18 protein-coding genes are annotated in these 20,163 nt (G+C 63.7%); 13 read left to right on the forward strand and 5 right to left on the reverse strand.

The genetic code is table 11. The features are described from left to right. Positions 1–2 precede the first annotated feature (2 nt). Positions 3–1,523 (reverse strand): DNA-3-methyladenine glycosylase 2 family protein, encoded by a 1,521-nt coding sequence (locus IGW03_RS30395; protein ID WP_194726216.1) that lies wholly within the window; start codon positions 1,521–1,523, stop codon positions 3–5. 221 nt (positions 1,524–1,744) lie between these two features. Between IGW03_RS30395 and IGW03_RS30400 the strand changes: the two genes are divergently transcribed. From IGW03_RS30400 to IGW03_RS30425, 6 genes are all read left to right on the forward strand, one after another. Further along, entirely contained in the window at positions 1,745–2,917 is a 1,173-nt protein-coding gene (locus tag IGW03_RS30400) for a substrate-binding domain-containing protein (protein ID WP_194726217.1), read from the forward strand. 96 nt (positions 2,918–3,013) lie between these two features. Continuing rightward, positions 3,014–3,793: an ABC transporter ATP-binding protein gene (locus IGW03_RS30405; protein WP_194726218.1), complete on the forward strand. Its 780-nt coding sequence runs from the start codon at positions 3,014–3,016 to the stop codon at positions 3,791–3,793. Continuing rightward, entirely contained in the window at positions 3,790–4,539 is a 750-nt protein-coding gene (locus IGW03_RS30410; RefSeq protein WP_194726219.1) for an ABC transporter ATP-binding protein, read from the forward strand. Before IGW03_RS30405 ends, IGW03_RS30410 begins: the two co-directional genes overlap by 4 nt. Positions 4,540–4,548: 9 nt before the next feature. After that, on the forward strand, positions 4,549–5,631 hold the full coding sequence (locus IGW03_RS30415; protein ID WP_194726220.1) for a branched-chain amino acid ABC transporter permease: 1,083 nt from the start codon (positions 4,549–4,551) through the stop codon (positions 5,629–5,631). Next, positions 5,628–6,692, forward strand: coding sequence for a branched-chain amino acid ABC transporter permease (locus tag IGW03_RS30420; RefSeq protein ID WP_194726221.1), 1,065 nt, complete (start codon positions 5,628–5,630; stop codon positions 6,690–6,692). The genes IGW03_RS30415 and IGW03_RS30420 overlap by 4 nt, the downstream gene beginning before the upstream one ends. After that, positions 6,692–7,525: an alpha/beta fold hydrolase gene (locus IGW03_RS30425; RefSeq protein WP_194726231.1), complete on the forward strand. Its 834-nt coding sequence runs from the start codon at positions 6,692–6,694 to the stop codon at positions 7,523–7,525. The genes IGW03_RS30420 and IGW03_RS30425 overlap by 1 nt, the downstream gene beginning before the upstream one ends. A gap of 18 nt (positions 7,526–7,543) precedes the next feature. On the opposite strand, the gene IGW03_RS30430 is transcribed toward IGW03_RS30425, so the two are convergent. After that, positions 7,544–7,903 (reverse strand): DUF1304 domain-containing protein, encoded by a 360-nt coding sequence (locus tag IGW03_RS30430; RefSeq protein WP_194726222.1) that lies wholly within the window; start codon positions 7,901–7,903, stop codon positions 7,544–7,546. Between the two features lie 299 nt (positions 7,904–8,202). Here IGW03_RS30430 and IGW03_RS30435 point away from each other — a divergent pair, with 299 nt between their 5' ends. Next, positions 8,203–11,130 (forward strand): bifunctional diguanylate cyclase/phosphodiesterase, encoded by a 2,928-nt coding sequence (locus IGW03_RS30435; RefSeq protein WP_194726223.1) that lies wholly within the window; start codon positions 8,203–8,205, stop codon positions 11,128–11,130. A 42-nt stretch (positions 11,131–11,172) separates the two neighbouring features. Here the strand turns inward: IGW03_RS30435 and IGW03_RS30440 are convergent, their stop codons facing one another. Beyond that, on the reverse strand, positions 11,173–12,324 hold the full coding sequence (locus IGW03_RS30440; protein WP_194726224.1) for a GNAT family N-acetyltransferase: 1,152 nt from the start codon (positions 12,322–12,324) through the stop codon (positions 11,173–11,175). A gap of 490 nt (positions 12,325–12,814) precedes the next feature. Here IGW03_RS30440 and IGW03_RS30445 point away from each other — a divergent pair, with 490 nt between their 5' ends. From IGW03_RS30445 to IGW03_RS30465, 5 genes are all read left to right on the forward strand, one after another. Beyond that, positions 12,815–14,353 carry a HupA family protein gene (locus IGW03_RS30445; RefSeq protein WP_194726225.1) on the forward strand — a complete coding sequence of 513 codons (1,539 nt, stop codon included), beginning with the start codon at positions 12,815–12,817 and terminating at the stop codon, positions 14,351–14,353. A 188-nt stretch (positions 14,354–14,541) separates the two neighbouring features. Continuing rightward, on the forward strand, positions 14,542–14,958 hold the full coding sequence (locus IGW03_RS30450) for an Hpt domain-containing protein (RefSeq protein WP_194726226.1): 417 nt from the start codon (positions 14,542–14,544) through the stop codon (positions 14,956–14,958). Between the two features lie 140 nt (positions 14,959–15,098). Then, positions 15,099–16,316 (forward strand): MFS transporter, encoded by a 1,218-nt coding sequence (locus tag IGW03_RS30455; RefSeq protein WP_194726227.1) that lies wholly within the window; start codon positions 15,099–15,101, stop codon positions 16,314–16,316. 20 nt (positions 16,317–16,336) lie between these two features. Next, the gene (locus IGW03_RS30460) at positions 16,337–16,480 is read left to right on the forward strand and encodes a hypothetical protein (RefSeq protein ID WP_194726228.1); all 144 of its coding nucleotides are present in this window, start codon (positions 16,337–16,339) and stop codon (positions 16,478–16,480) included. Then, positions 16,471–17,667 (forward strand): pyridoxal phosphate-dependent aminotransferase, encoded by a 1,197-nt coding sequence (locus tag IGW03_RS30465; RefSeq protein ID WP_194726229.1) that lies wholly within the window; start codon positions 16,471–16,473, stop codon positions 17,665–17,667. Before IGW03_RS30460 ends, IGW03_RS30465 begins: the two co-directional genes overlap by 10 nt. 130 nt (positions 17,668–17,797) lie before the next feature. Here the strand turns inward: IGW03_RS30465 and IGW03_RS30470 are convergent, their stop codons facing one another. Continuing rightward, positions 17,798–18,109, reverse strand: coding sequence for a c-type cytochrome (locus IGW03_RS30470; protein ID WP_323745044.1), 312 nt, complete (start codon positions 18,107–18,109; stop codon positions 17,798–17,800). Positions 18,110–18,287: 178 nt separating this feature from the next. Then, the gene (locus tag IGW03_RS30475; protein ID WP_267253640.1) at positions 18,288–19,421 is read right to left on the reverse strand and encodes a PQQ-dependent sugar dehydrogenase; all 1,134 of its coding nucleotides are present in this window, start codon (positions 19,419–19,421) and stop codon (positions 18,288–18,290) included. Here IGW03_RS30475 and IGW03_RS38395 point away from each other — a divergent pair. Then, entirely contained in the window at positions 19,420–19,617 is a 198-nt protein-coding gene (locus tag IGW03_RS38395) for a hypothetical protein (RefSeq protein WP_228536198.1), read from the forward strand. The two genes, IGW03_RS30475 and IGW03_RS38395, sit on opposite strands and share 2 nt — an antisense overlap. The last annotated feature ends 546 nt before the right edge of the window (positions 19,618–20,163 follow it).

Consider the following 20,163-nt stretch of genomic DNA (forward strand, 5'->3'; position numbering starts at 1 on the left):
ATTCATCCCATCCATAGTGCAAGTGCCGCATAACCGCGCCACGGCGACCAGGCGGCGGCGCGTACGGCGAGCTGTTTTTCGGTCAGGCGTCCGCCATCCTCCGCAGCCGCTTTCTGCAGGCCGAGGTCGCCGGCGGGAAATGCGTCCGGAAAGCGCAGGGCGCGCAGCGCGATATAGTGCGCGGTCCAGTCGCCGATGCCGCGCACGGTCCTGAGCCTGGCGATGCTGTCCTCCAGCGTGAGACCGGGCGGCATGTGCAGGCCGCCTTCGGCGGCAAAGCGCGCCAGATTGAGAATGGTTTGCGCTCTGGCTTGCGGCAAACCGATCGCGGCGATATCGGCCGCGCTTGCCTCGGCCAGAGCGGCAGGCATCGGAAAACCATGCGTGACCCGTTCGAACGGCGTTGCCTCTGCGATGCCGAAACGTGCGACCAGGCGCCCGGACAGCGTGGTGGCGCCGGCCACGCTGACCTGCTGCCCGAGCACGGCGCGTATGGCCAGCTCGAAGGCATCGAAGGCGCCCGGCACGCGCAGCCCCGGCATGTCTTTCAGCCGCTCGCCCAGCAAGGCATCGCGGCCCAGGTGGCCGACGATGACCGCGGGATTGGCATCGAGGTCGAACAGCGCGCGCACCCTCGCCACCAGCGGCATCAGCACGCCGGCCAATGAGGGCGCCACTTCCAGTTCCAGCTGCGCGCGCTCGGGCCGGTGCGTCACGCTCAGCCAGCCGTGGCTTCCGTCCAGGCTGACGCTGCGCGCATAGCTGCCGCCTCCGCCACCTCTGCCGCTGCCATCCTTATCCGGAATGACCTGCTCCACGCCGGCGATGGCGCGGTGCGACAGATAGCCCAGCATGCGCGCCCAGTCGAACGGCGGCCGGTAGGCGAGCCGCAAGGTCAGCGCGCCAGGGGCAGCCGGCGCCGCGCTTTCGCCGGCGCGCCGGATGTCGCCGGGCGCAATGCCGTAGCGCTGCGCGAACAGCGCATTGAAGCGGCGCACGCTGCCGAAGCCGGCGGCAAAGGCGACATCGGCCATCGGCAGCCGGGTTTCCTGCAGCAGCTTCTTGGCAAACAGCAAGCGCTGCGTCTGCGCCAGCTCGATCGGCGTCACGCCGAAATGCTGCATCAGCACACGCCGCAGCTGCCGGGAAGACAGCCCGACTTCGCCGGCCAGCCGTTCCAGATTGCCGTCGTTGAGCGCACCGCCGGCGATGCGCTGCCACACCGCATGGGCAAGGTTCTCCTGCAGCGCATACGGCGCCAGTTCGGGACGGCAGCGCAGGCAGGGGCGAAAACCCGCCGCCTCGGCCGCGGCGGCGCTGCTGAAGAAGCGGCAGGAGGACGGGCGCGGCGTCTTGACGGTGCAGACCGGCCGGCAGTAGACGCCGGTGGTGGTGACCCCGGTGAAGAACACGCCGTCGAAGCGCGTGTCCTTGGCCGCCAGCGCGCGGTAGCAGCTGTCGCTATCGAGGCCGCGCAGGCTGTCTGCGAATGGCGGGTCCGGGTGCGTGGGTGAGGTATCCATATGCGACGTTATACGCGCGGGCCGGAGGAGCGTCTAGCCGTTTTCGGACACCATCCGGGCAGTCCGCGCCGGCATTCCGTTGCGTGGCTGCCGTAAATCCGTCCCATCGTATTTCTACTACTTTCCCGGACACACCTGTTTGGAGTAATCTGGCTGGAACCGCAATTGCGTCTGCGGGGCCATCAACATCCGGCATCAAGAAAACCTACAAAGGACGAGACATGAGACTTCACCTGCTCGCAGCGGCCGCTGCGATCTGCTGCACCACAGCACTCCACGCAAAAGACATCAAGATCGCCCACGTCTACGACAAGACCGGCCCGCTCGAAGCCTATGCGAAGCAGACGCAGATCGGCCTGATGATGGGCCTTGACTACGCCACCGGCGGCACCATGACCGTCAACGGCAACAAGCTGGTCGTGATCGAGAAGGATACCCAGGGCAAGCCCGACGTCGCCAAGTCGCAGCTCTCGGCTGCCTATGCCGACGACAAGGCCGACATCGCGGTCGGCCCCACCGGCTCCGGCGTGGCGCTGGCCATGCTGCCGATCGCCGAGGAATACAAGAAGATCCTGATGGTCGAGCCGGCGGTGGCCGACGCCATCACCGGCGACAAGTGGAACCGCTACATCTTCCGCACCGGCCGCAACTCCTCGCAGGATGCGATCTCCAACGCGGTCGCGCTGGACAAGGAAGGCACCACGATTGCCACGCTGGCCCAGGATTATGCATTCGGCCGCGACGGCGTGAAGGCGTTCAAGGAAGCGCTGAAGAAAGCCAAGGTGGTGCACGAGGAATACCTGCCCACCAACACCACCGACTTCACCGCCGGTGCCCAGCGCCTGTTCGATTCGCTCAAGGACAAGCCGGGCCGCAAGGTCATCTTCATCATCTGGGCCGGCGCCGGCAATCCGTTCAAGATCGCCGACCTTGATCCGAAACGCTACGGCATCGAGATCGCCACCGGCGGCAACATCCTGCCGGCCATGGCTTCGTACAAGAACTTCCCCGGCATGGAAGGCGCGACCTACTACTACTTCGGCATTCCGAAAAACCCGGTCAACAACTGGCTGGTGTCCGAGCATTACAAGCGCTACAAGGCTCCGCCCGATTTCTTCACCGCCGGCGGCATGTCGGCCGGCATCGCGCTGGTCGAGGCCCTCAAGAAGACCAACGGCGACACCAATACCGAGAAGCTGATCACCGCGATGGAAGGCATGAGCTTCGAATCGCCCAAGGGCAAGATGACCTTCCGCAAGGAAGACCACCAGGCGCTGCAGTCGATGTACCACTTCAAGATCAAGGTCGATCCCGCCTTCCCGTGGGGCGTGCCCGACCTGGTGCGCGAGATCAAGATCGAGGACATGAACATCCCGATCAGGAACAAGCGCTGATCGCAGCACACCCCAAGCAGCTGAAAACCTGAAGACCCGAGCCACCCGCCCGCCAACGCCGGCGGATGGCTTGTTTCGACTTTGCGGAGACTCTGCATGCCCGCGCATCAAGCCTCATCCCTGGAAACCCGCGATCTCACGATACGCTTCGGCGGCCATGTCGCCGTCAATGCGGTGTCGTGCACCTTCGCGCCCGGCACGCTGACGGCTATCGTCGGCCCCAACGGCGCCGGCAAGACCACCTACTTCAACCTGATTTCCGGCCAGCTGAAAGCCAGCGCAGGACAGGTGCTGCTCAACGGCCGCGACATTTCCGCATTGCCGGCATCGGCCCGCACCCATGCCGGGCTGGGACGCGCCTTCCAGCTGACCAGCCTGTTCCCGAACCTGAGCGTGATGGAAAACGTGCGGCTGGCGCTGCAGTCGCGCCGCCAGGTCGGTCTCGACATGTGGAACGTCTGGAGCCGCCACCGCACGCTGATCGAGCGCGCCGAAGAGCTGCTGGAAAGCGTGGCGCTGGCGGCCAAGCGCGACGTGCAGGCGGCGGCGCTGCCGCACGGCGACCAGCGCAAGCTGGAAGTCGGGCTGCTGATGGCGCTCGACCCCGAGGTCTACATGTTCGACGAGCCGACCGCCGGCATGAGCGTCGACGAAGTGCCGGTGATCCTCGACCTGATCCGCGCGTTGAAGGCGCGCGGCGACAAGACCATCCTGCTGGTCGAACACAAGATGGATGTGGTGCGCGAACTCGCCGACCGCATCATCGTGCTGCACAACGGCACCCTGATGGCCGACGGCGATCCGGAAGCCGTGATCGCCTCACCCGTGGTGCAGCAAGCCTATCTCGGCCTGGCGCCGGTGGAGGAAGCCGCATGAACCAATCGCAATCGCAGCCGCTGCTGAAACTGGAAGGCGTGCACACGCACATCGGCGCCTATCACATCCTGCACGGCGTCGACCTTGAGGTGCCGCGCGGGCAGCTGACCATGCTGCTCGGCCGCAACGGCGCCGGCAAGACCACCACGCTGCGCACCATCATGGGCCTGTGGCAGGCGTCGCAGGGCCGCATCAGTTTCGACGGCCGCGACATCACGGCCGCGAGCACGCCCGATATCTCGCAGGCCGGCATTGCCTACGTGCCGGAGAACATGGGCATCTTCGCCGACCTGACGGTGAAGGAAAACATGCTGCTGGCCGCGCGCTCGGCGCGCAGCATCGACGATATCGACAGCAAGCGCCTGGACTGGATCTTCACGCTGTTTCCGGCGATGAAGAAATTCTGGCTGCATCCGGCCGGCAAGCTGTCCGGCGGACAGAAGCAGATGCTGGCGGTCTCGCGCGCCATCGTCGAGCCGCGCAAGCTGCTGCTGATCGACGAGCCGAGCAAGGGCCTGGCGCCGGCCATCATCGCCAACATGATCGCCGCCTTCCGAGAGCTGAAGCAGACCGATACCACCATCCTGCTGGTCGAGCAGAATTTCAATTTCGCCAGGCAGCTCGGCGACACCGTTGCCGTCATGGACGACGGCAGGATCGTGCATACCGGACTGATGGCCGAACTCGCCGAGGATGAAGCGCTGCAAACGCGCCTGCTCGGCCTGTCGCTGGCCGCGCACCACTAAGGACACTTCATGGATCAGACGCCTACTCTCAATCCCGTGGTTCCGCCCGCGCCCGCCCCCAATACCGTCAATGCCGCCGGTTCGGGCGCACCCGAACCGGCGGCATTGCCCGTCACCCGCCAGATCGACTGGGCGCCGCTGGCGCTGGTGCCGGCGCTCGCGCTGGCCGCCCTGCCCTTCATCGGCTCGATGCCGACCTGGATCACGCTCACCGCCGCAGGCCTGGCGATGGGCATGATCATCTTCATTATCGCCTCGGGCCTGACGCTGATCTTCGGCCTGATGGACGTGCTCAACTTCGGCCACGGCGTCTTCATCGCGCTCGGCGCCTTCGTCGCGGTATCGGTAATGGGCGCGCTGCCCGACTGGGCCGGCGCCGACAGCCTGCTGCTGAACCTCGGCGCGCTGGCGGCCGCCATGGTTGCGGCCATGATCGTGGCCGGCGTGCTCGGGGCGGTGTTCGAGCGCGTACTGGTGCGGGTGGTCTACGGCCAGCACCTGAAGCAGATCCTGATCACCATGGGCGGCATGGTGGTCGGCGAAGAACTGATCAAGGTCATCTGGGGCCCGGCGCAGATCCCGCTGCCGCTGCCGGCCGCGCTGCGCGGCTCGGTGCTGCTCGGCGATGCGGCGATCGAGAAATACCGGCTGATCGCGGTGGTAGTCGGCCTTGCGGTGTTCGCGGCGCTGGTGCTGGTGCTGAACCGCACCAAGCTCGGCCTCCTGATCCGCGCCGGCGTGCAGGACCGCGAGATGGTGGAAAGCCTCGGCTACCGCATCCGCCGCCTGTTCGTCGGCGTCTTCATCGCCGGCTCCGCGCTGGCCGGCCTGGGCGGCGTGATGTGGGGCCTGTACCAGCAGAACGTGATTCCCCAGATGGGCGCGCAGGTCAACGTGCTGATCTTCATCGTGATCATCATCGGCGGCCTCGGCTCCACCGGCGGCTGCTTCCTCGGCGCCCTGCTGGTCGGCCTCTTGGCCAACTACACCGGCTTCCTCGCACCCAAGGTCGCACTCTTTTCCAACATCATCCTGATGGTCGCCATCCTGTTGTGGCGTCCACAGGGCGTCTATCCGGTGACCAGCAGATGATCAGCCGACTCCTTTCCCATGACATGCCGCGCAGCCGCGTGCTGGCGGTGATCCTCACCGTGATCGTGCTCGGGCTGGCCTTCGCGCCCTTCCTGTTTCCGGGCGCGAAGTCGCTCAACGTGGCAGCCAAGATCCTGATCTTTATCGTGCTGGTCGCCAGCTACGACCTGCTCCTCGGCTATACCGGCATCGTGTCGTTTGCCCACACCATGTTCTTCGGCATCGGCGCCTACGGCATTGCGATTGCCAGCACGCGCTTCGGCGCCGGCTGGAGCAGCCTGGTGATTGGCGCCGCCGGCGCGGTGGTGCTGTCGCTGCTGCTGTCGCTGGTAATCGGCCTGTTCTCGCTGCGGGTGCGCGCGATCTTCTACGCGATGATCACGCTGGCGGTGGCCTCGGCCTTCCAGACGCTGGCCTCGCAGTTGTCGGAAATCACCGGCGGCGAGGACGGCCTGAACTTCAAGCTGCCCGACGTGCTCGCGCCCTCGTTCTCGCTCAGCGAGAATCTCTTCCTCGGCGTTTCGCTCGACGGCAGGCTGATCACCTACTACCTGGTGTTCGTCATTGCCGCGCTGCTGTTCCTGGCCATGCTGCGCATCGTCAATTCGCCGTTCGGCCGCGTGCTGCAGGCCATCCGCGAGAACGACTTCCGCGCCGAGGCGATCGGCTACCGCACGGTGGTCTACCGCACCTGGTCGAATGTGCTGGCGGCGGTGTTCGCCACGCTTGCCGGCTGCCTCCTGGCAATCTGGCTGCGCTACAACGGTCCCGATACCTCGCTGTCCTTCGAGATCATGATCGACATCCTGCTCATCGTGGTGATCGGCGGCATGGGCACGATGTACGGCGCGATCTTCGGCGCCACCGCCTTCCTGCTGGCGCAAAGCTATCTGCAGGATTTGATGGGGCTGGCTTCGGGAGCGACGCAGTCGGTGCCGCTGCTGTCGGCGCTGCTGTCGCCGGACCGCTGGCTGCTGTGGCTCGGCATCCTGTTCATCCTGTCGGTCTATTTCTTCCCGACCGGGCTGGTCGGCAAGCTGCGCAGCAGGAGCGCCGCATGATGCCCTCCTCCCATTACCTGCGGTGCTGCGAGCGGGAAATCCACTATGTCGAATGGGGCAGGCGCGGCCTGCCGCCGGTCATCATGTGGCACGGCCTGGCGCGCACCGGGCGCGATTTCGACGACCTGGCCGAGGCGCTGGCCGATAGCTATCACATCATCTGCCCCGATACATTGGGACGCGGCTTTTCGCAATGGAGCCCGGACCCGGACAACGAGTACTGCCTCGCCTTCTACGCGCGCATCGCGCGCGAACTCGCCGATCAGCTGGGATTCGGCACCATGCGCTGGGTCGGCACCTCGATGGGCGGCGCCATCGGCACGGTGGCTGCGGCCACCACGCTCAAGGGCCGCATCAGCCGCCTGGTACTCAACGACAACGGCCCGGCATTGGCCGGCGCAGCCATCGAAAGAATCAAGGCCTATGCCGGCCATCCGCCGATGTTCGGAACCATGCAGGAATTCGAACAATTCCTGCGCACCGTCTACAAGCCCTACGGCTGGCAGAGCGATGCGCAGTGGCGCCGCATGGCCGAGACCTCGGCGCGGCGCATGCCGGACGGGAAGATCACGCCGCACTACGATCCGGCGATGGTGCGCCAGTTCTTCGTCCATCCGGACGACTATGCGCTGTGGGATCATTACGACACGCTGACGATGCCAACGCTGGTGATGCGCGGCATCGATTCAGACCTGCTGCTGCAGGAGACCGCCGAGGAAATGACGCGGCGCGGCCCCTGCGCCACGCTGGCCGTGATTCCCGGCTGCGGCCACGCGCCCGCGCTCAACGTGCCGGAACAGATCGGCCTGATCCGCGACTTTCTGCAGCGCTGAATCAAGCGCCGGCGTATATCAGACGCCGGCCAACAGCGCAGTCAACGCCAGCACCGCCGGTACGGTCTGCACGAACAAGATACGTTTTTGGACCGTCAGCGCGCCCCAAATGCCGGCGACCGCCACGCACGAGAGGCCGAACATCGCAAAGGCATTGGCTACCGCGGCATCGCCGTGCAGCAGCGCGACTGCCAGCGCGGCGGCGAGAAAGCCGTTGTAGCATCCCTGGTTCGACATCGCCGGCGCCATCGACTCCACCTGCGCATCGCTGAGGCCAAATACCTTGCGCCCGCGCGTGCGAAACAGCACGGTTTCCAGCAGGAAGATGTAGACGTGGATAAGAAGCACAACGCCGATGAGTATTCGTGCAAGCAGCATGCGGACCTCCCTTGTCCTGTTTTGAATGCGGTGCGCTGAATGACCTGGAGTCATGGTAACAGCCTTCGCCGCCGACCGGCCGGCTGAACTTTTGCGGTACATTCCGCTCTTCCTACCATGAATGCGCAATCCGTTCGAGCGCCACAAGATGCGCGCGGACGGCACAACCATCAAAGACAGCGCATATCACCGACGCAATGCGTACCGGAGCGCATGGGGTCGATACGGCGACGAGCCGCATCGATAGGAAGCTGCTTGCAGCACGGCAGGCCAGACACATGGTGCCGGAGCAGGGAGAAATGACAAAAAGCGCTAATCCGGAGTGGCCGGTCGGAACCGGCGAAATGCGGACATTGATTCGAAGGCATGACTGGGCTTCCACCGCATTGGGCCCCTTGCCGCGCTGGCCGCAATGCCTGCGCAATACGGCGGACATCCTGCTTGCGCTGCCCATGCCGGGCATCCTGCTGTGGAGCGCGGAAGGCGTGATGCTGTACAACGACGCCTATGCCGAGCTAGCCGGCGACCGCCATCCCTGGCTGCTCGGACGCAAGGTGCAGGAAGGCTCGACCGGACATACCGATTTCCACACCACCGTGCTTAAGACCGTCCTGAGCGGCCGCTCGCTGGCGTACCGCGACCAGGAATTCCTCGTCAGGCGCAACGGCGGCCTGCAGCCGGTATGGCTGAATCTCGATTTTTCGCCGGTGCCGGGCGAAAGCGGCGAGCCGGCGGGCGTGCTTGCCATCATCACCGACACGACGCCGCGCGTGCTGATGGAACAGGCCCTTCGCAGCAGCGAAGCCAGGCTGTCGGAGATCTTCGCGCGCGCCAAGGTCGGGCTGTCGGAGCTGTCGCTCGACGGAAGCTTCCTGCGCGTCAACGACGAACTCTGCAGCATGCTCGGCCGTTCGCGCGAAGAGCTGCTGTCCAAAGGCGTGCCGGACGTGACGCATCCCGACGATATTCCCAAAAGCATCGATGCCCTGGGGGTACTGCTCGGCACCGGTGAAGCGGCATCGCTGGACAAGCGCTACCTGCACAGCGGCGGCGGCATCGTCTTTGCACGCAGCAGCATTTCCCGCCTGGACGACGAGGAAGGGCAACCCAGTTCGCTGCTGGCCGTGACCGTCGACCTGACTGCGCGCAAGCTGGCCGAGCAGGCGCTGGCAGACAGCGAGGCGCGCTTCCGTGCGCTGGCGGAAACCTCGCCCGCCCTGATCTGGCATCTCGATCCCGAGGGGCATGTCCGCTATGTCAATCCGCGCACCAGCGAGCTGACCGGCGTGGCAACGGAGCAGCTGCTAGGCGCCGGCTGGCGGGACTTCCTGCACCCGGAAGACGGGCCCGGCTACATCGAGGCGCTGACGCAGGCGCAGCAGGAGCGCAAGTCGCTGCATTACCGCTTCCGGGTGCGCGACAGGGAAGGTCAATGGCACTGGCTGGCTACCCATGCTTCGCCCTGGTTCCAGGAAGACGGCAGCTATGCCGGGCATGTGGGCATCTCGCTCGACGTCACCGAAACGGTGCTGGCGGAAGAGGAGCTGACGGTCAGCAACGAGCGCCTGAAGCTTGCCATCGAGGGATCCGGCGACGGCATCTGGGACTGGGATATTCCGACCAACAAGATGCTGTATTCGCCGCGCTTCAAGGAGATTCTCGGCCTGTCCGAAGACGACGTGCTGGAAGGCTACAGCGACTGGGAACAGCGCGTGCATCCGGAGGACCTGCATCCGACCCTGACCGCGCTGCGCGCCTGCCTGACGGGCAGATCCGCCTCCTTCCAGAGCGAATACCGAATGAGTTGCAGGGACGGCGAGTGGAAATGGATCATGACGCGCGCCGTCGTGGTGGCGCGCGATGTCCACGGCCAGCCGCTGCGCATGACAGGTACGGTGTCCGATATTTCGGAGAAACGCCGTTCGGAGGAAATCATCTGGCGCCATGCCAACTTCGATACGCTGACCGGACTGCCCAACCGCCGGCTGTTCCGCGACCGGCTCGACCATGACGCCAGGAAATCGCAGCGCAGCGGCGAACCGCTGGCCCTGCTGTTCATCGACCTCGACCGCTTCAAGGAAGCCAACGACCTGCTCGGACACGACATCGGCGACCAGCTGCTGATCGAGGCGGCCAGCCGCATCAACGGCTGCGTGCGCGCCTCGGACACCGTGGCCAGGCTGGGCGGCGATGAATTCACGGCGATCCTGACCGATCTCGATGACCTGACCCATGTCGAGATCGTGGCGCAGAAAATGATCGATTCCCTGGCGGCGCCTTTCCAGCTCGGCAATGAAGTGGTCTATCTGTCGGCCAGCATCGGCATCACCCTGTTCCCGAACGATGCGGCCACGCCGGAAAACCTGATCCGCAATGCCGACCAGGCGATGTACGCGGCAAAGAGCAACGGCCGCAACCAGTTCAGCTACTTCACCCGCTCCATGCAGCAGGAAGCGCACAACCGCCTGCGGCTGATCGGCGACCTGCGCAATGCGCTGGCGGGAAACCAGCTGCGCGTCCTGTATCAGCCGGTGATCGACCTGCGCACCGGCGCCATCAGCAAGGCGGAAGCGCTGCTGCGCTGGCAGCACCCCAAGCTCGGCATGATCGATCCTCCCCGTTTCATTCCCTTCGCCGAAGAGTCGGGGCTGATCAACGAGATCGGCGAGTGGGTCTTTCTGGAGGCGGCGCGCTGCTCGCGCCACTTCGGCAGTCGCCTCGGCAAGCCGTTTCAGATCAGCGTCAACAAGTCGCCGGTGCAGTTCATGTCGCGCTCGGAACAGGCCGACTGGCCGAGTCACCTGAAGAACCTGGGCCTGCCGGGCAGCAGCATATCGGTGGAAATCACCGAGGGCCTGCTGCTCAACGCCTCCTCGCGCGTTGCCGAGCGGCTGCTGCAGTACCGCGACGCCGGCATACAGGTGGCCATCGACGACTTCGGCACCGGTTATTCATCGATGGCTTACCTGCGCAGGTTCGACATCGATTATTTGAAGATCGACCAATCCTTCGTGCGCGACGTGGCCACCGACCCGGGAGACCGTGCGATCGTGCGCTCCATGATCGCCATGGCGCACGAGCTCGGGCTCCAGGTGATCGCCGAAGGCATAGAGACGCCGGAGCAGAAGGCTTCGCTGATGGAGGCAGGCTGCGACTATGGCCAGGGTTTTCTGTTCTCACGCGCGATCACTCAGGAGGAATTGGGGCGGGCGCTTGGAATGAACTGATACCAATCCCAAGTCCTGCCATGCCATGGCTTGGGACTATTATTAACCCGCTTTCTGATGCGAACGCGCCGCATGAGAAACGGCATGCGCGATCGTGCGAGGAAGCTGCAGAAGGCCGCGCGCCGCGTGCGCGCCCTGCGCCGCGGCGCGCAGCCCCCGGCCCAGCAGATCTGGCTGGTGGAGACGATCCACCAGCCAGTCGTGATTGCGGAATCTTGCCGCGCGCCAGACGTTGGCCACGGCCAAGCCGCCGTGGCGCGCGAGGCAGGCGTGGTCGCGATACAGGGCGATATGCTGCAGCTTGCGCTGCCTTCCGAGCAGCCGGGTCTTGTACGGGTAGCGCCCCCAGAGGAAATGATATTCCTCGCCTCCGCGCGCAATGCATTCGCAGATGGCCAAGTAGCAGCAGAGCGTGCCGAGGCCGTAGCCGTTGAATGCGCTGTCGTGGGCGAGCACCTGCAGGAAGTAGTGATTGCCGAGACGCAGCTCGATGGCCCCGGCGCGGACCTCGCCCCCGATGATCACTTGCGTCAGCAGGCCGTAACGCCTGACCAGTTCGAGGACGCGCACGACTTCGTTCTCGTCGATGTAGGAAGCCCGGTGCCGGCCCTGCATCCGTGCATGATTGAGCTCGACGATGCGCCGCACCGCGTCTTCGTCAATACCGTCCTTTTCCAGCACTTCATGCCGCATGTCGGGATGATCGCGCCGCAGCTTGTTCATGTAGCGGCTGAGATAGCTGCGCGTGGATTTGCCGAGGCTGGAGCGGTAGGCATCGACCGAGTCCGGCAGGCGCAGCACGATGTCTTCCGCGCAGTCGAAATGCTGGTACGGAAACGGCAGGTCCGGCGTAGGCGAGCCTTCCGCATGCACTGCGTGGAATTCGATTACATCAATGTCTTCGTGCGTTGCGAAGACATGCCGCGCGAAGCGGCTTACCTCTTCCTGCGGCAGCCCGATCTGCTCGTTGAGCACGCGCGCGATACGGCCGTCGCACCGCCACAGCAGCGCGGCGAGCGCGCCATCCTTCCCGCCGCGCGCGACATAGGCGTGAACGCCCTGCCGCAGATCGCAGTAGTGCCGATGATGCGCAAGCGTGGCGAAAGGGCTGTGGTACAGACTCTCGAGCAGGCGTTCCAGTTCATCGGGAAAGTCGTTTTCAAAATCGGAAATGGTGACGCAGCCAGAATTCATAAGCGCAAGACGTAACAAGGCCCGGTGCAAACCGTAAGGATGCAGCGCAAAGGTGCATAGCCTTATTCATCATGCTGTGCTCGCGCCGGCTTTTCCAGTGCGAGAGGCTGCCGGCTTGTGAGTCCTCAAAAGGCTGCGCTAAGTCCCGGATTTCTATTGCGGCGGTGTTGTATTCGCAGCGAGACATGCGCCGGATGTTTCATTAATGACGCAGGTTTCGGCCTGGCCTCGCAGCCGCCGTGTGTCGGCACGGCAGCTTTGCTGAGGATTGCTTAACGCTGATCAAGAACCCGTCAATTAAAGAACGGCAAGATGTGCCGATGCGTGTCGCCTTCGCTTTCCGGGCGCATGCAAAAAACCCATGCAGCACGCGGCGGCCGGCCACTTTCACGGAGAACGGACTTGCAGCGGCGGCCTGAACAACAGCAATTCCATTACACGAGCCATTGCCAACGGCACCGCCGCGGCACAGCGACATTGGGAGATGACAATGAAAACATTCAGCCTGAACTTGAAACCGCTTTGCCTGGCGCTCATTGCGGCAGGCTTCCTGTCCGCCTGCGGAGGCGGCGGCGGCGACAGCACAGCCCCCTCGACCGGCACGACGCCCGGCGGCACCACGACTCCCGGTGGAGGCACGACACCGGGCGGCGGTACCACGACTCCCGGTGGCGGTACGACTCCAGGCGGCGGTACTCAGCCCGATCCCGGCACACCGACATCCGGCACGCCCGCACCGGTACCTGCAACCGCCTCCATGGTCATGTCCTGCCCGGGCGGCGCAAACGTGCAGTGCAGCGGCGGCAGCATCATCCGTACCGAAAACAATATTTCGCTGACCAGTTCCGGCGTGCAGGCCTACGGCCGCTCCACCAGCGACCTTGCCACGCCCATCGTGGTCAGGACCGGCGCAACCGGCTTCGAGCCGGCATCCGGCGGCTCGGCTGAAATCCGCGTTACAAAAGTTGGCGATGCGCCGGCTTCCTCGCCCATCGTCATTCTGCGTAATCTCGGCCTGTCATGGGACAACGTCAATGACCGCCCGCCCATCGTTGAAACCTTCAACAATACGCAGGGACGCACCATCCTGGCGGCGGACGGCACGGTAACGACCAACAACGCGCTGCCGCTCCCGACCGATCTCAGCTACTACGATTTTGCAACGCTCGGCCCGCGCGCCACCCAGCTCAACTATGCGAACAACCGGTACTTCCCGCGCACCGGCAATCCATCGCGCTGCGCGCCGGAGGTCACCTCCTGCCCAACCGAGGAAATCATTGCCACGCGTCAGTCGCAGGGTGAATGGAGAACCGGCAATGCTGCCCGGCCGGACAATCTCTACACAAGCCGCTTTCACGAAGACGGCGACATCCATGCCGGCAACGCGACACCCGGCTCGACGCCAGCCTGGCTGGACGGCGGCAACGGCATCGGCATTCCGTTCCCCGGCTCCAAGGGTTACCGCGACATCGACCACTGGAGCCTGCGCTATACCAACCTCGGCGCCTGGGTCACCCAGGATACGGTGATCATCGAGGAATGGGCGCGTGCCGGCAACGAGCACAACAAGAACCGCCGCGGCCTCGTTGCCTACGGCGCGGTGACCGACCCGGCCACTGTACCGACCACCGGCACGGTTACCTATACCGGATTCTCCTACGGCTGGTATTCGAACAATGCCACCGTCGATCCGACGATCTTCATCGGCACGGCGACCGTCACCGTGAATTTCGCCACCCGCGCAGTCACGGTCGCAGTACAGAATACCAACTCCAATGACGGGGCCAATGCAGCATTGCCGGTCGCCTTCACCACGACGGCCGGCATGGGCGCAGCCAATACCAACGTCGCCAATTACCTGACCGGCACGGCGACGGCCGGCAACCTGAGGGGCGGCGTTGGCGGCCGTTACTTCGGACCGGTCACCAACGGCGCACCGCCGGAAATGGGCGGCACCTTCCAGATGACCGACCGGACAACCGGCCAGCTGGTAATCGGCGGCTTCATGGTGGCACGCCAGGCGCAGTAAGGCAGGCGAGGCAGCTCAATAACAACAAACCAAGGATGCTGCGCACCGCAGGACGGTGCTGCAGCATGCGGCAAACTCTACCGCGGCAGCGCAAGCTGCCGCGGTTTCTTTTTTCCGGGCGCCCCTGCCTGACGCTCCGCCCTGGCCGCGTGTATGATGGAACGATCCCGTTTTCTTCGCCGGCAATCGTGTCTGTTTCGTCAACGCCCTCCTTCCCCCCAGCCTTCGATCCTACCCAGCTGCTGATGCTGATGCAGGACGGCGAAGAGCACAGGCACTTCGTGTTCGAACTGCTCGAGTCGATACTCAGGAACGGCACCACTTCGCTGGATGCCGCTCGGCAGTCTTGGCGCAACGGCAAGGCGGACCATGCAATGCGGCAACTGCATACGGTGCGCGGCTCGCTCGGTTCTTTCGGGCTGCGGCGTTTCGCGGCAACCTCGCTGGAGACTGAACAGGCACTGCGCTCGCGGCAAGAGGCAGCGCCTGATGGGGTCGCCGACGATGGCATTGACAATCTCTTCGATACGACCGAGCGGGCACTGGCGGACGGCCTTGCCGACATGCGCACCTGGCTGAACGCGCAGCGCCTTTCCATGCCGTAAGCCGCTTCTTTTCCGGCGTCTTTCCTGCCGTTCCGCCTCCCGCAAGTTCAACAGGCCCGGTCAAACCGGCAGGCCACATGCTTTCCGGCTTTGCGCTACACTCGATTTCCCATATTCCCGTACCGTGCCGAGAAACCGCCATGCTGACAGCCACCCGCCCTCCGCAACTGAAGACCGTCCTGATCGCAAGCGGACTTGTTCTCACGCTCGCCATGGGCGTGCGCCACGGTTATGGTTTCTGGCTGCAGCCGATCTCGCAGGCCTATGGCTGGACGCGCGAAACCTTCTCGCTGGCGATGGCGCTGCAAAACCTGATGTGGGGCGTGTTCGCGCCCTTCGCCGGCATGGCGGCCGACCGCATCGGCACCGCCCGCGTGGTGCTGGCGGGCGCGGCCTTCTATGTCGGCGGCCTGCTGTGGATGTCCCTGGTATCGCAGCCGACCGCATTCGTCATCGGCTCGGGCGTGCTGGGCGGCGCTGCGCTGGCCTGCACCGCGTTCGGCGCCGTCAGCGGCATCATCGGCCGCGCCGCACCTGAATCCCGGCGTTCCTGGGCCTTCGGCATCTCTTCCGCAGCCAGCTCCTTCGGCCAGTTCGTAATGATGCCGGTCGAACAGCAGCTCATCGCCCAGGCCGGCTGGCAGAACGCCTTCTACATTCTGGCCGCGCTGGTGGCGCTGGTAATGGTGCCGATGGCCTTCTTCCTGCGCGAGATGCCGGCACAGAAATCGACCGGCGGCGAACAGAGCATCTTGGAAGCCACGCGCGAAGCCTTCGCCTACCGTCCCTTCCTGCTGCTGGTGGCCGGCTACTTCGTCTGCGGCTTCCAGGTGGTGTTCATCGGCGTGCACATGCCTTCCTACCTGAAGGACAAGGGCATCATGGACCCCAACGTCGCCGTGATGGCGCTGGCGCTGATCGGCCTGTTCAACATCTTCGGTTCCTACTACGCCGGCAAGCTCGGCGGCATGCTGCCCAAGCGCTACCTGCTGTCCTCGATCTATTTCACCCGCGCGGTCGTGATCTCGCTGTTCCTGCTGGCGCCGCTGACACCGGTCTCGGTGTACGTGTTCGCCTGCGCAATGGGCCTCTTGTGGCTGTCCACCGTGCCGCTGACCAACGGCGTGATCGCCGGCATCTTCGGCGTCAAGTACCTGTCGATGCTGTCGGGCTTCGTCTTCCTGTCGCACCAGGTCGGCAGCTTCCTCGGCGTCTGGCTGGGAGGCTACCTGTTCACGCTCGAGGGCAACTACAACACCGTGTGGGGCATCACCATTGCGCTCGGCGTGTTCGCCGCGCTGGTGAACCTGCCGATCAATGAAAAGGCCATCGTCCGGCAGCAGCCGGCGCTGGCCTGAACCCTGTTTCAGTAGCCGCCATGAACACTGCCGCCCTCCGCCCCCGCCTGCTCCGCCTGCTGCTCGGCGCTGTCCTGGCCGCGGTGCTGGCGCTGGCCTTCATCGGCTACCTGCGTCCATCCTTCGTCTTCGATCTCGCCAACCGCATCATCCTATGCATGTGAATCCGCTCGCGCCGTCATCCGCTCTTCCCTCCGCCCGCGCCGTCGTGCAAAACCTGGGCGCTTCGCGCATCCGCGAAGTCGCCAATGCCGGCATCGGCATGGAAGGCGTGCTGCCCTTCTGGTTCGGCGAACCGGACCAGGAAACACCGGGCTTCATCCGCGATGCGGCCAAAGAGGCGCTCGACGCCGGCGACACCTTCTACACCCACAACTTCGGCATTGCGCCGCTGCGCGAAGCGATCGCCAGATATGTGTCGACCCTGCACCGCCCGGTGGATGTGAACCGCGTGGCCGTCACGTCGTCGGGCGTATCGGCGCTGATGCTGCTGTCGCAGCTCATCGTCAGTCCCGGCGACCGCGTCGTCGCCGTCACGCCGCTGTGGCCCAACCTGGTCGAGATACCGAAGATACTCGGCGCCGAGGTGGTCAAGGTGCCGCTACGCTTCGGCCAGACCTGGGAGCTGGATGTGCAGCAGCTGCTCGATGCGCTCACGCCCGGCACCCGCGCCGTGTTCCTGAATTCGCCCAACAATCCGACCGGCTGGGTGATCACGAAGGAACAGCAGGAAATCATCCTGGCCCACTGCCGCCGGCACGGCATCTGGATTCTGGCCGACGATGTCTACGAGCGCCTGGTCTACGACGCGGCCCCGGACACGCGCGCCTGCGCGCCGTCGTTCCTCGACCTGTCGCATCCGGAAGACCGCATCGTCTCGGCCAACAGCTTTTCCAAGTCATGGCTGATGACCGGCTGGCGGCTCGGCTGGGTAGTGGCGCCTGAGCCCCTGATGGCCGACCTCGGCAAGCTGATCGAATACAACACCTCCTGCGCGCCGGGTTTCGCGCAGCGCGCCGGCATCGTCGCGGTCGAACGCGGCGAGGAAATCATCGCCAATACCGTGGAACGCTACCGCGCCGCGCGCGACTTCCTGCATGCGCGGCTCAATGCCATACCGGGCATCAGCGCACCGAAATCCAAGGGTGCGATGTACCTGTTCTTCCGTGTCGACGGCGCGCAGGATACGCTGGCGCTGTGCAAGCAGCTGGTGGTGGAAGCGCGGCTCGGTCTTGCGCCGGGAAGCGCATTCGGCCCCGAAGGTGAAGGCTATATCCGCTGGTGCTTCGCCAGTTCGCTCGACCGCCTCGAAGACGGCGCCCAGCGGCTGGAACAATTTTTGAAGCGCTGACCATCCCATTCCGCATGCCAGGCACGGTCTTCGTCAGGATAAAGAAGCGTGCCGTGATCGCACCCACCCTGCCCCGTGCATGGTCTGCAGCCATGCACGCTTCAGATTGAAGCCTGCAGTCCGGGCAACGCTACTTGATAGACAGCACGTATTCGGCCAGCGCCTTTGCATCCGCATCCGAGACTTGCGTCTGCGGCGGCATGGGCATTTGGCCCCAGACGCCCGAGCCGCCAGCCTTGATCTTTTTGGCCAGCCTTTCTGCGGCACCGCTGTCGCCACTGTACTTGGCGGCCACATCTTTCAGCGCAGGGCCCACCCGTTTTTGATCGACGGCGTGACAGGCCATGCAGTTCGATTTCTTAAACAAGGCCTCATCGGCAAGAGCCGGACCTGTCGAAAGCAGATAGCCAGACGCGACACATAACGCCAAAACTTTGTGCATGAACATGATCCTCATATCGGACGCGACATGGCGCACCTGAGATGTCAGCCCGCCCGCCATGAAGCGGGACTGCGAGCGGGGAGCTGATCACCATGCAAGGCTTGCCGAAAACCGCGTTGGTCGGAGAGACTTCCACTTGCAACGGCATCGCCGGTTCAGCAGCGGGAGCTGCTGCATATCAGCTCGGGGTCATCTTGATGATTTCACCCTCGTCGGTCGCGACGTACAAGTTGCCGTCAGGTGCCTGAACTACCGAGCGGAAGCGTCCTGCGGGCATCGGCAGCGATACCTTGGTTCGCTTCGCACTTTGGCCGTCGGGACTGATGTCCAGGACGTCCAGGCGGTTGCCCACCGGTGTTCCATGGATGCCGATGCCCATGTAGGAAACTACCATCTTGCCGTTCCAGTCCTTCCATTGCTTGCCGCTCAGGAATGTGGCGGATGACATGCCTTGGGACATTCCTTCATTGGTCCAGGCCGGCTTCATCGCCTTGGGATAGGTCTTCAGGTCAGTCATGGGCATGAACTTGGACCGCTCCTTCGGATCCATCGCGCCCATCTGATTGGGGCTGTAGCCACAATACTTGTCAGGACAGTCGCCGCGGCCGTTGACGTTGGAGCGGGGATCCCATCCGCTGTTGCCGCCGGCCTTGAGTGCAGTCACCTCATCGGTATGCCATGGTCCGTTTTCAGCCGTGAACGGCTGGTTGCTCCCAGGACGGAAAGCGATGCCTTGAGGATTGCGATGTCCATACGTGAAGATGCGCGGGTCGAATCCCTGCGGCGCATTATTGCCTGGAGCAGGCTTGCCGTCGCGGTCGATGCGCAGCACCTTGCCGCCGATGCGCGTTGGACTTTGCGGCACTTCGCCATTGTGGGTGTCGCCGGTGGTTACATACAGGAACCCGTCGCCGGGGCTGAAACGGATGCGGCCGCCGTTGTGGGCGCCCGACGCACCGAACGGATGGTCGCTCGGCGCAGTCTTGTAGGGGATGTCGTTGACAATGTCGTTGCGGCCGGAAAGCTTGGTCATGTCATCGTTGACGACAAAGCGTATGACATGGTTAGTCTGCGGCTGCGCCATGCTGGAGGCCGAGTAGACATAAATGAAGCGGTTCTTTGCGAAGTCGGGGTCAACCGCAACACCGTTCATGCCGGCTTGGCCGTCGCAGAACAAATCGTCGGCCTTGGTATCGTAATCCTTCGAGTCCTTCATGCCGAGCAAGCGGTTGACGGTGCCTGACGGCGTTCGCACGGAGAGTCCGTTGCATTTCTCGGTAAAGAACATCGTGCCGTCCGGAAGGAAAGCCATGTCCCACGGGTTGCTCAACTTGGACAAGACGGTAGTCGCTGTCAAATTCGGCGCTGCCGCGCCGGCAACGCCAGAAACAGCAATGCCGGAACTTGCCATAAGCATGCAGCTAACAAGTTTAGTAAGACGCATAAAATCCTCTCCTCAACTTATCGTTGATTATTGGGATGCTGAAAATATGGATCTTCCGAAATAAGCACACGCCGGCTTTTTGAGTGTAGATCGTTGTATTAATGACATCCAAAACATTTTGTCTATCGGTCTACTGCTTCGATAGAAGCGATTGATCCCCTTGTTATTGACATGGTGCAGCGAGGATAACCATTGCAACGGTCTGCTTCTGTGCCTGAATTCTGTGCAAACCTTGGCAAAGGCAGTGCTGGCAAGGTTGTCCGGTTCCTTTTCCGGCGATCATGAAGGGCCGATTGCAATTCTTTATTGCACCAGGGCTAAACGGTTTGGATATGCGCCACGCTGGTAAATTTGACCTGTAGTCACAGAAAATGCATGGTGGATGATGCAGTTCGCCGGCAGGGTGGAAGACCGTGCTCGGCGGCTTGGGTATTTTCCGGTGATGAGATTTGCATTGATAAAAAATTAATCAACGCGTAAATAGGGGGTGCGGACAAAAACTTGGACTACTTGGAGGTAGTTCATGTACTCATACGAAGACCGCGTTCGAGCAGTAAAACTGTATATAAAGCTCGGAAAACGCCTAAATGCGACCATTCGGCAGTTGGGC

The sequence above is a fragment of the Noviherbaspirillum malthae genome (genome assembly GCF_015352985.1).
Lineage (GTDB): Bacteria > Pseudomonadota > Gammaproteobacteria > Burkholderiales > Burkholderiaceae_D > Noviherbaspirillum > Noviherbaspirillum malthae.

What these genes read in the sequence shown, in the direction of transcription:
- IGW03_RS30395 (WP_194726216.1), bottom strand. Translation starts at nt 1,523, where the DNA reads ATGGATACCTCACCCACGCACCCGGACCCGCCATTCGCAGACAGCCTG.
- IGW03_RS30400 (WP_194726217.1), top strand. Translation starts at nt 1,745, where the DNA reads ATGAGACTTCACCTGCTCGCAGCGGCCGCTGCGATCTGCTGCACCACA.
- IGW03_RS30405 (WP_194726218.1), top strand. Translation starts at nt 3,014, where the DNA reads ATGCCCGCGCATCAAGCCTCATCCCTGGAAACCCGCGATCTCACGATA.
- IGW03_RS30410 (WP_194726219.1), top strand. Translation starts at nt 3,790, where the DNA reads ATGAACCAATCGCAATCGCAGCCGCTGCTGAAACTGGAAGGCGTGCAC.
- IGW03_RS30415 (WP_194726220.1), top strand. Translation starts at nt 4,549, where the DNA reads ATGGATCAGACGCCTACTCTCAATCCCGTGGTTCCGCCCGCGCCCGCC.
- IGW03_RS30420 (WP_194726221.1), top strand. Translation starts at nt 5,628, where the DNA reads ATGATCAGCCGACTCCTTTCCCATGACATGCCGCGCAGCCGCGTGCTG.
- IGW03_RS30425 (WP_194726231.1), top strand. Translation starts at nt 6,692, where the DNA reads ATGCCCTCCTCCCATTACCTGCGGTGCTGCGAGCGGGAAATCCACTAT.
- IGW03_RS30430 (WP_194726222.1), bottom strand. Translation starts at nt 7,903, where the DNA reads ATGCTGCTTGCACGAATACTCATCGGCGTTGTGCTTCTTATCCACGTC.
- IGW03_RS30435 (WP_194726223.1), top strand. Translation starts at nt 8,203, where the DNA reads ATGACAAAAAGCGCTAATCCGGAGTGGCCGGTCGGAACCGGCGAAATG.
- IGW03_RS30440 (WP_194726224.1), bottom strand. Translation starts at nt 12,324, where the DNA reads ATGAATTCTGGCTGCGTCACCATTTCCGATTTTGAAAACGACTTTCCC.
- IGW03_RS30445 (WP_194726225.1), top strand. Translation starts at nt 12,815, where the DNA reads ATGAAAACATTCAGCCTGAACTTGAAACCGCTTTGCCTGGCGCTCATT.
- IGW03_RS30455 (WP_194726227.1), top strand. Translation starts at nt 15,099, where the DNA reads ATGCTGACAGCCACCCGCCCTCCGCAACTGAAGACCGTCCTGATCGCA.
- IGW03_RS30460 (WP_194726228.1), top strand. Translation starts at nt 16,337, where the DNA reads ATGAACACTGCCGCCCTCCGCCCCCGCCTGCTCCGCCTGCTGCTCGGC.
- IGW03_RS30465 (WP_194726229.1), top strand. Translation starts at nt 16,471, where the DNA reads ATGCATGTGAATCCGCTCGCGCCGTCATCCGCTCTTCCCTCCGCCCGC.
- IGW03_RS30470 (WP_323745044.1), bottom strand. Translation starts at nt 18,109, where the DNA reads ATGCACAAAGTTTTGGCGTTATGTGTCGCGTCTGGCTATCTGCTTTCG.
- IGW03_RS38395 (WP_228536198.1), top strand. Translation starts at nt 19,420, where the DNA reads ATGTCCCACGGGTTGCTCAACTTGGACAAGACGGTAGTCGCTGTCAAA.
- IGW03_RS30475 (WP_267253640.1), bottom strand. Translation starts at nt 19,421, where the DNA reads ATGGCTTTCCTTCCGGACGGCACGATGTTCTTTACCGAGAAATGCAAC.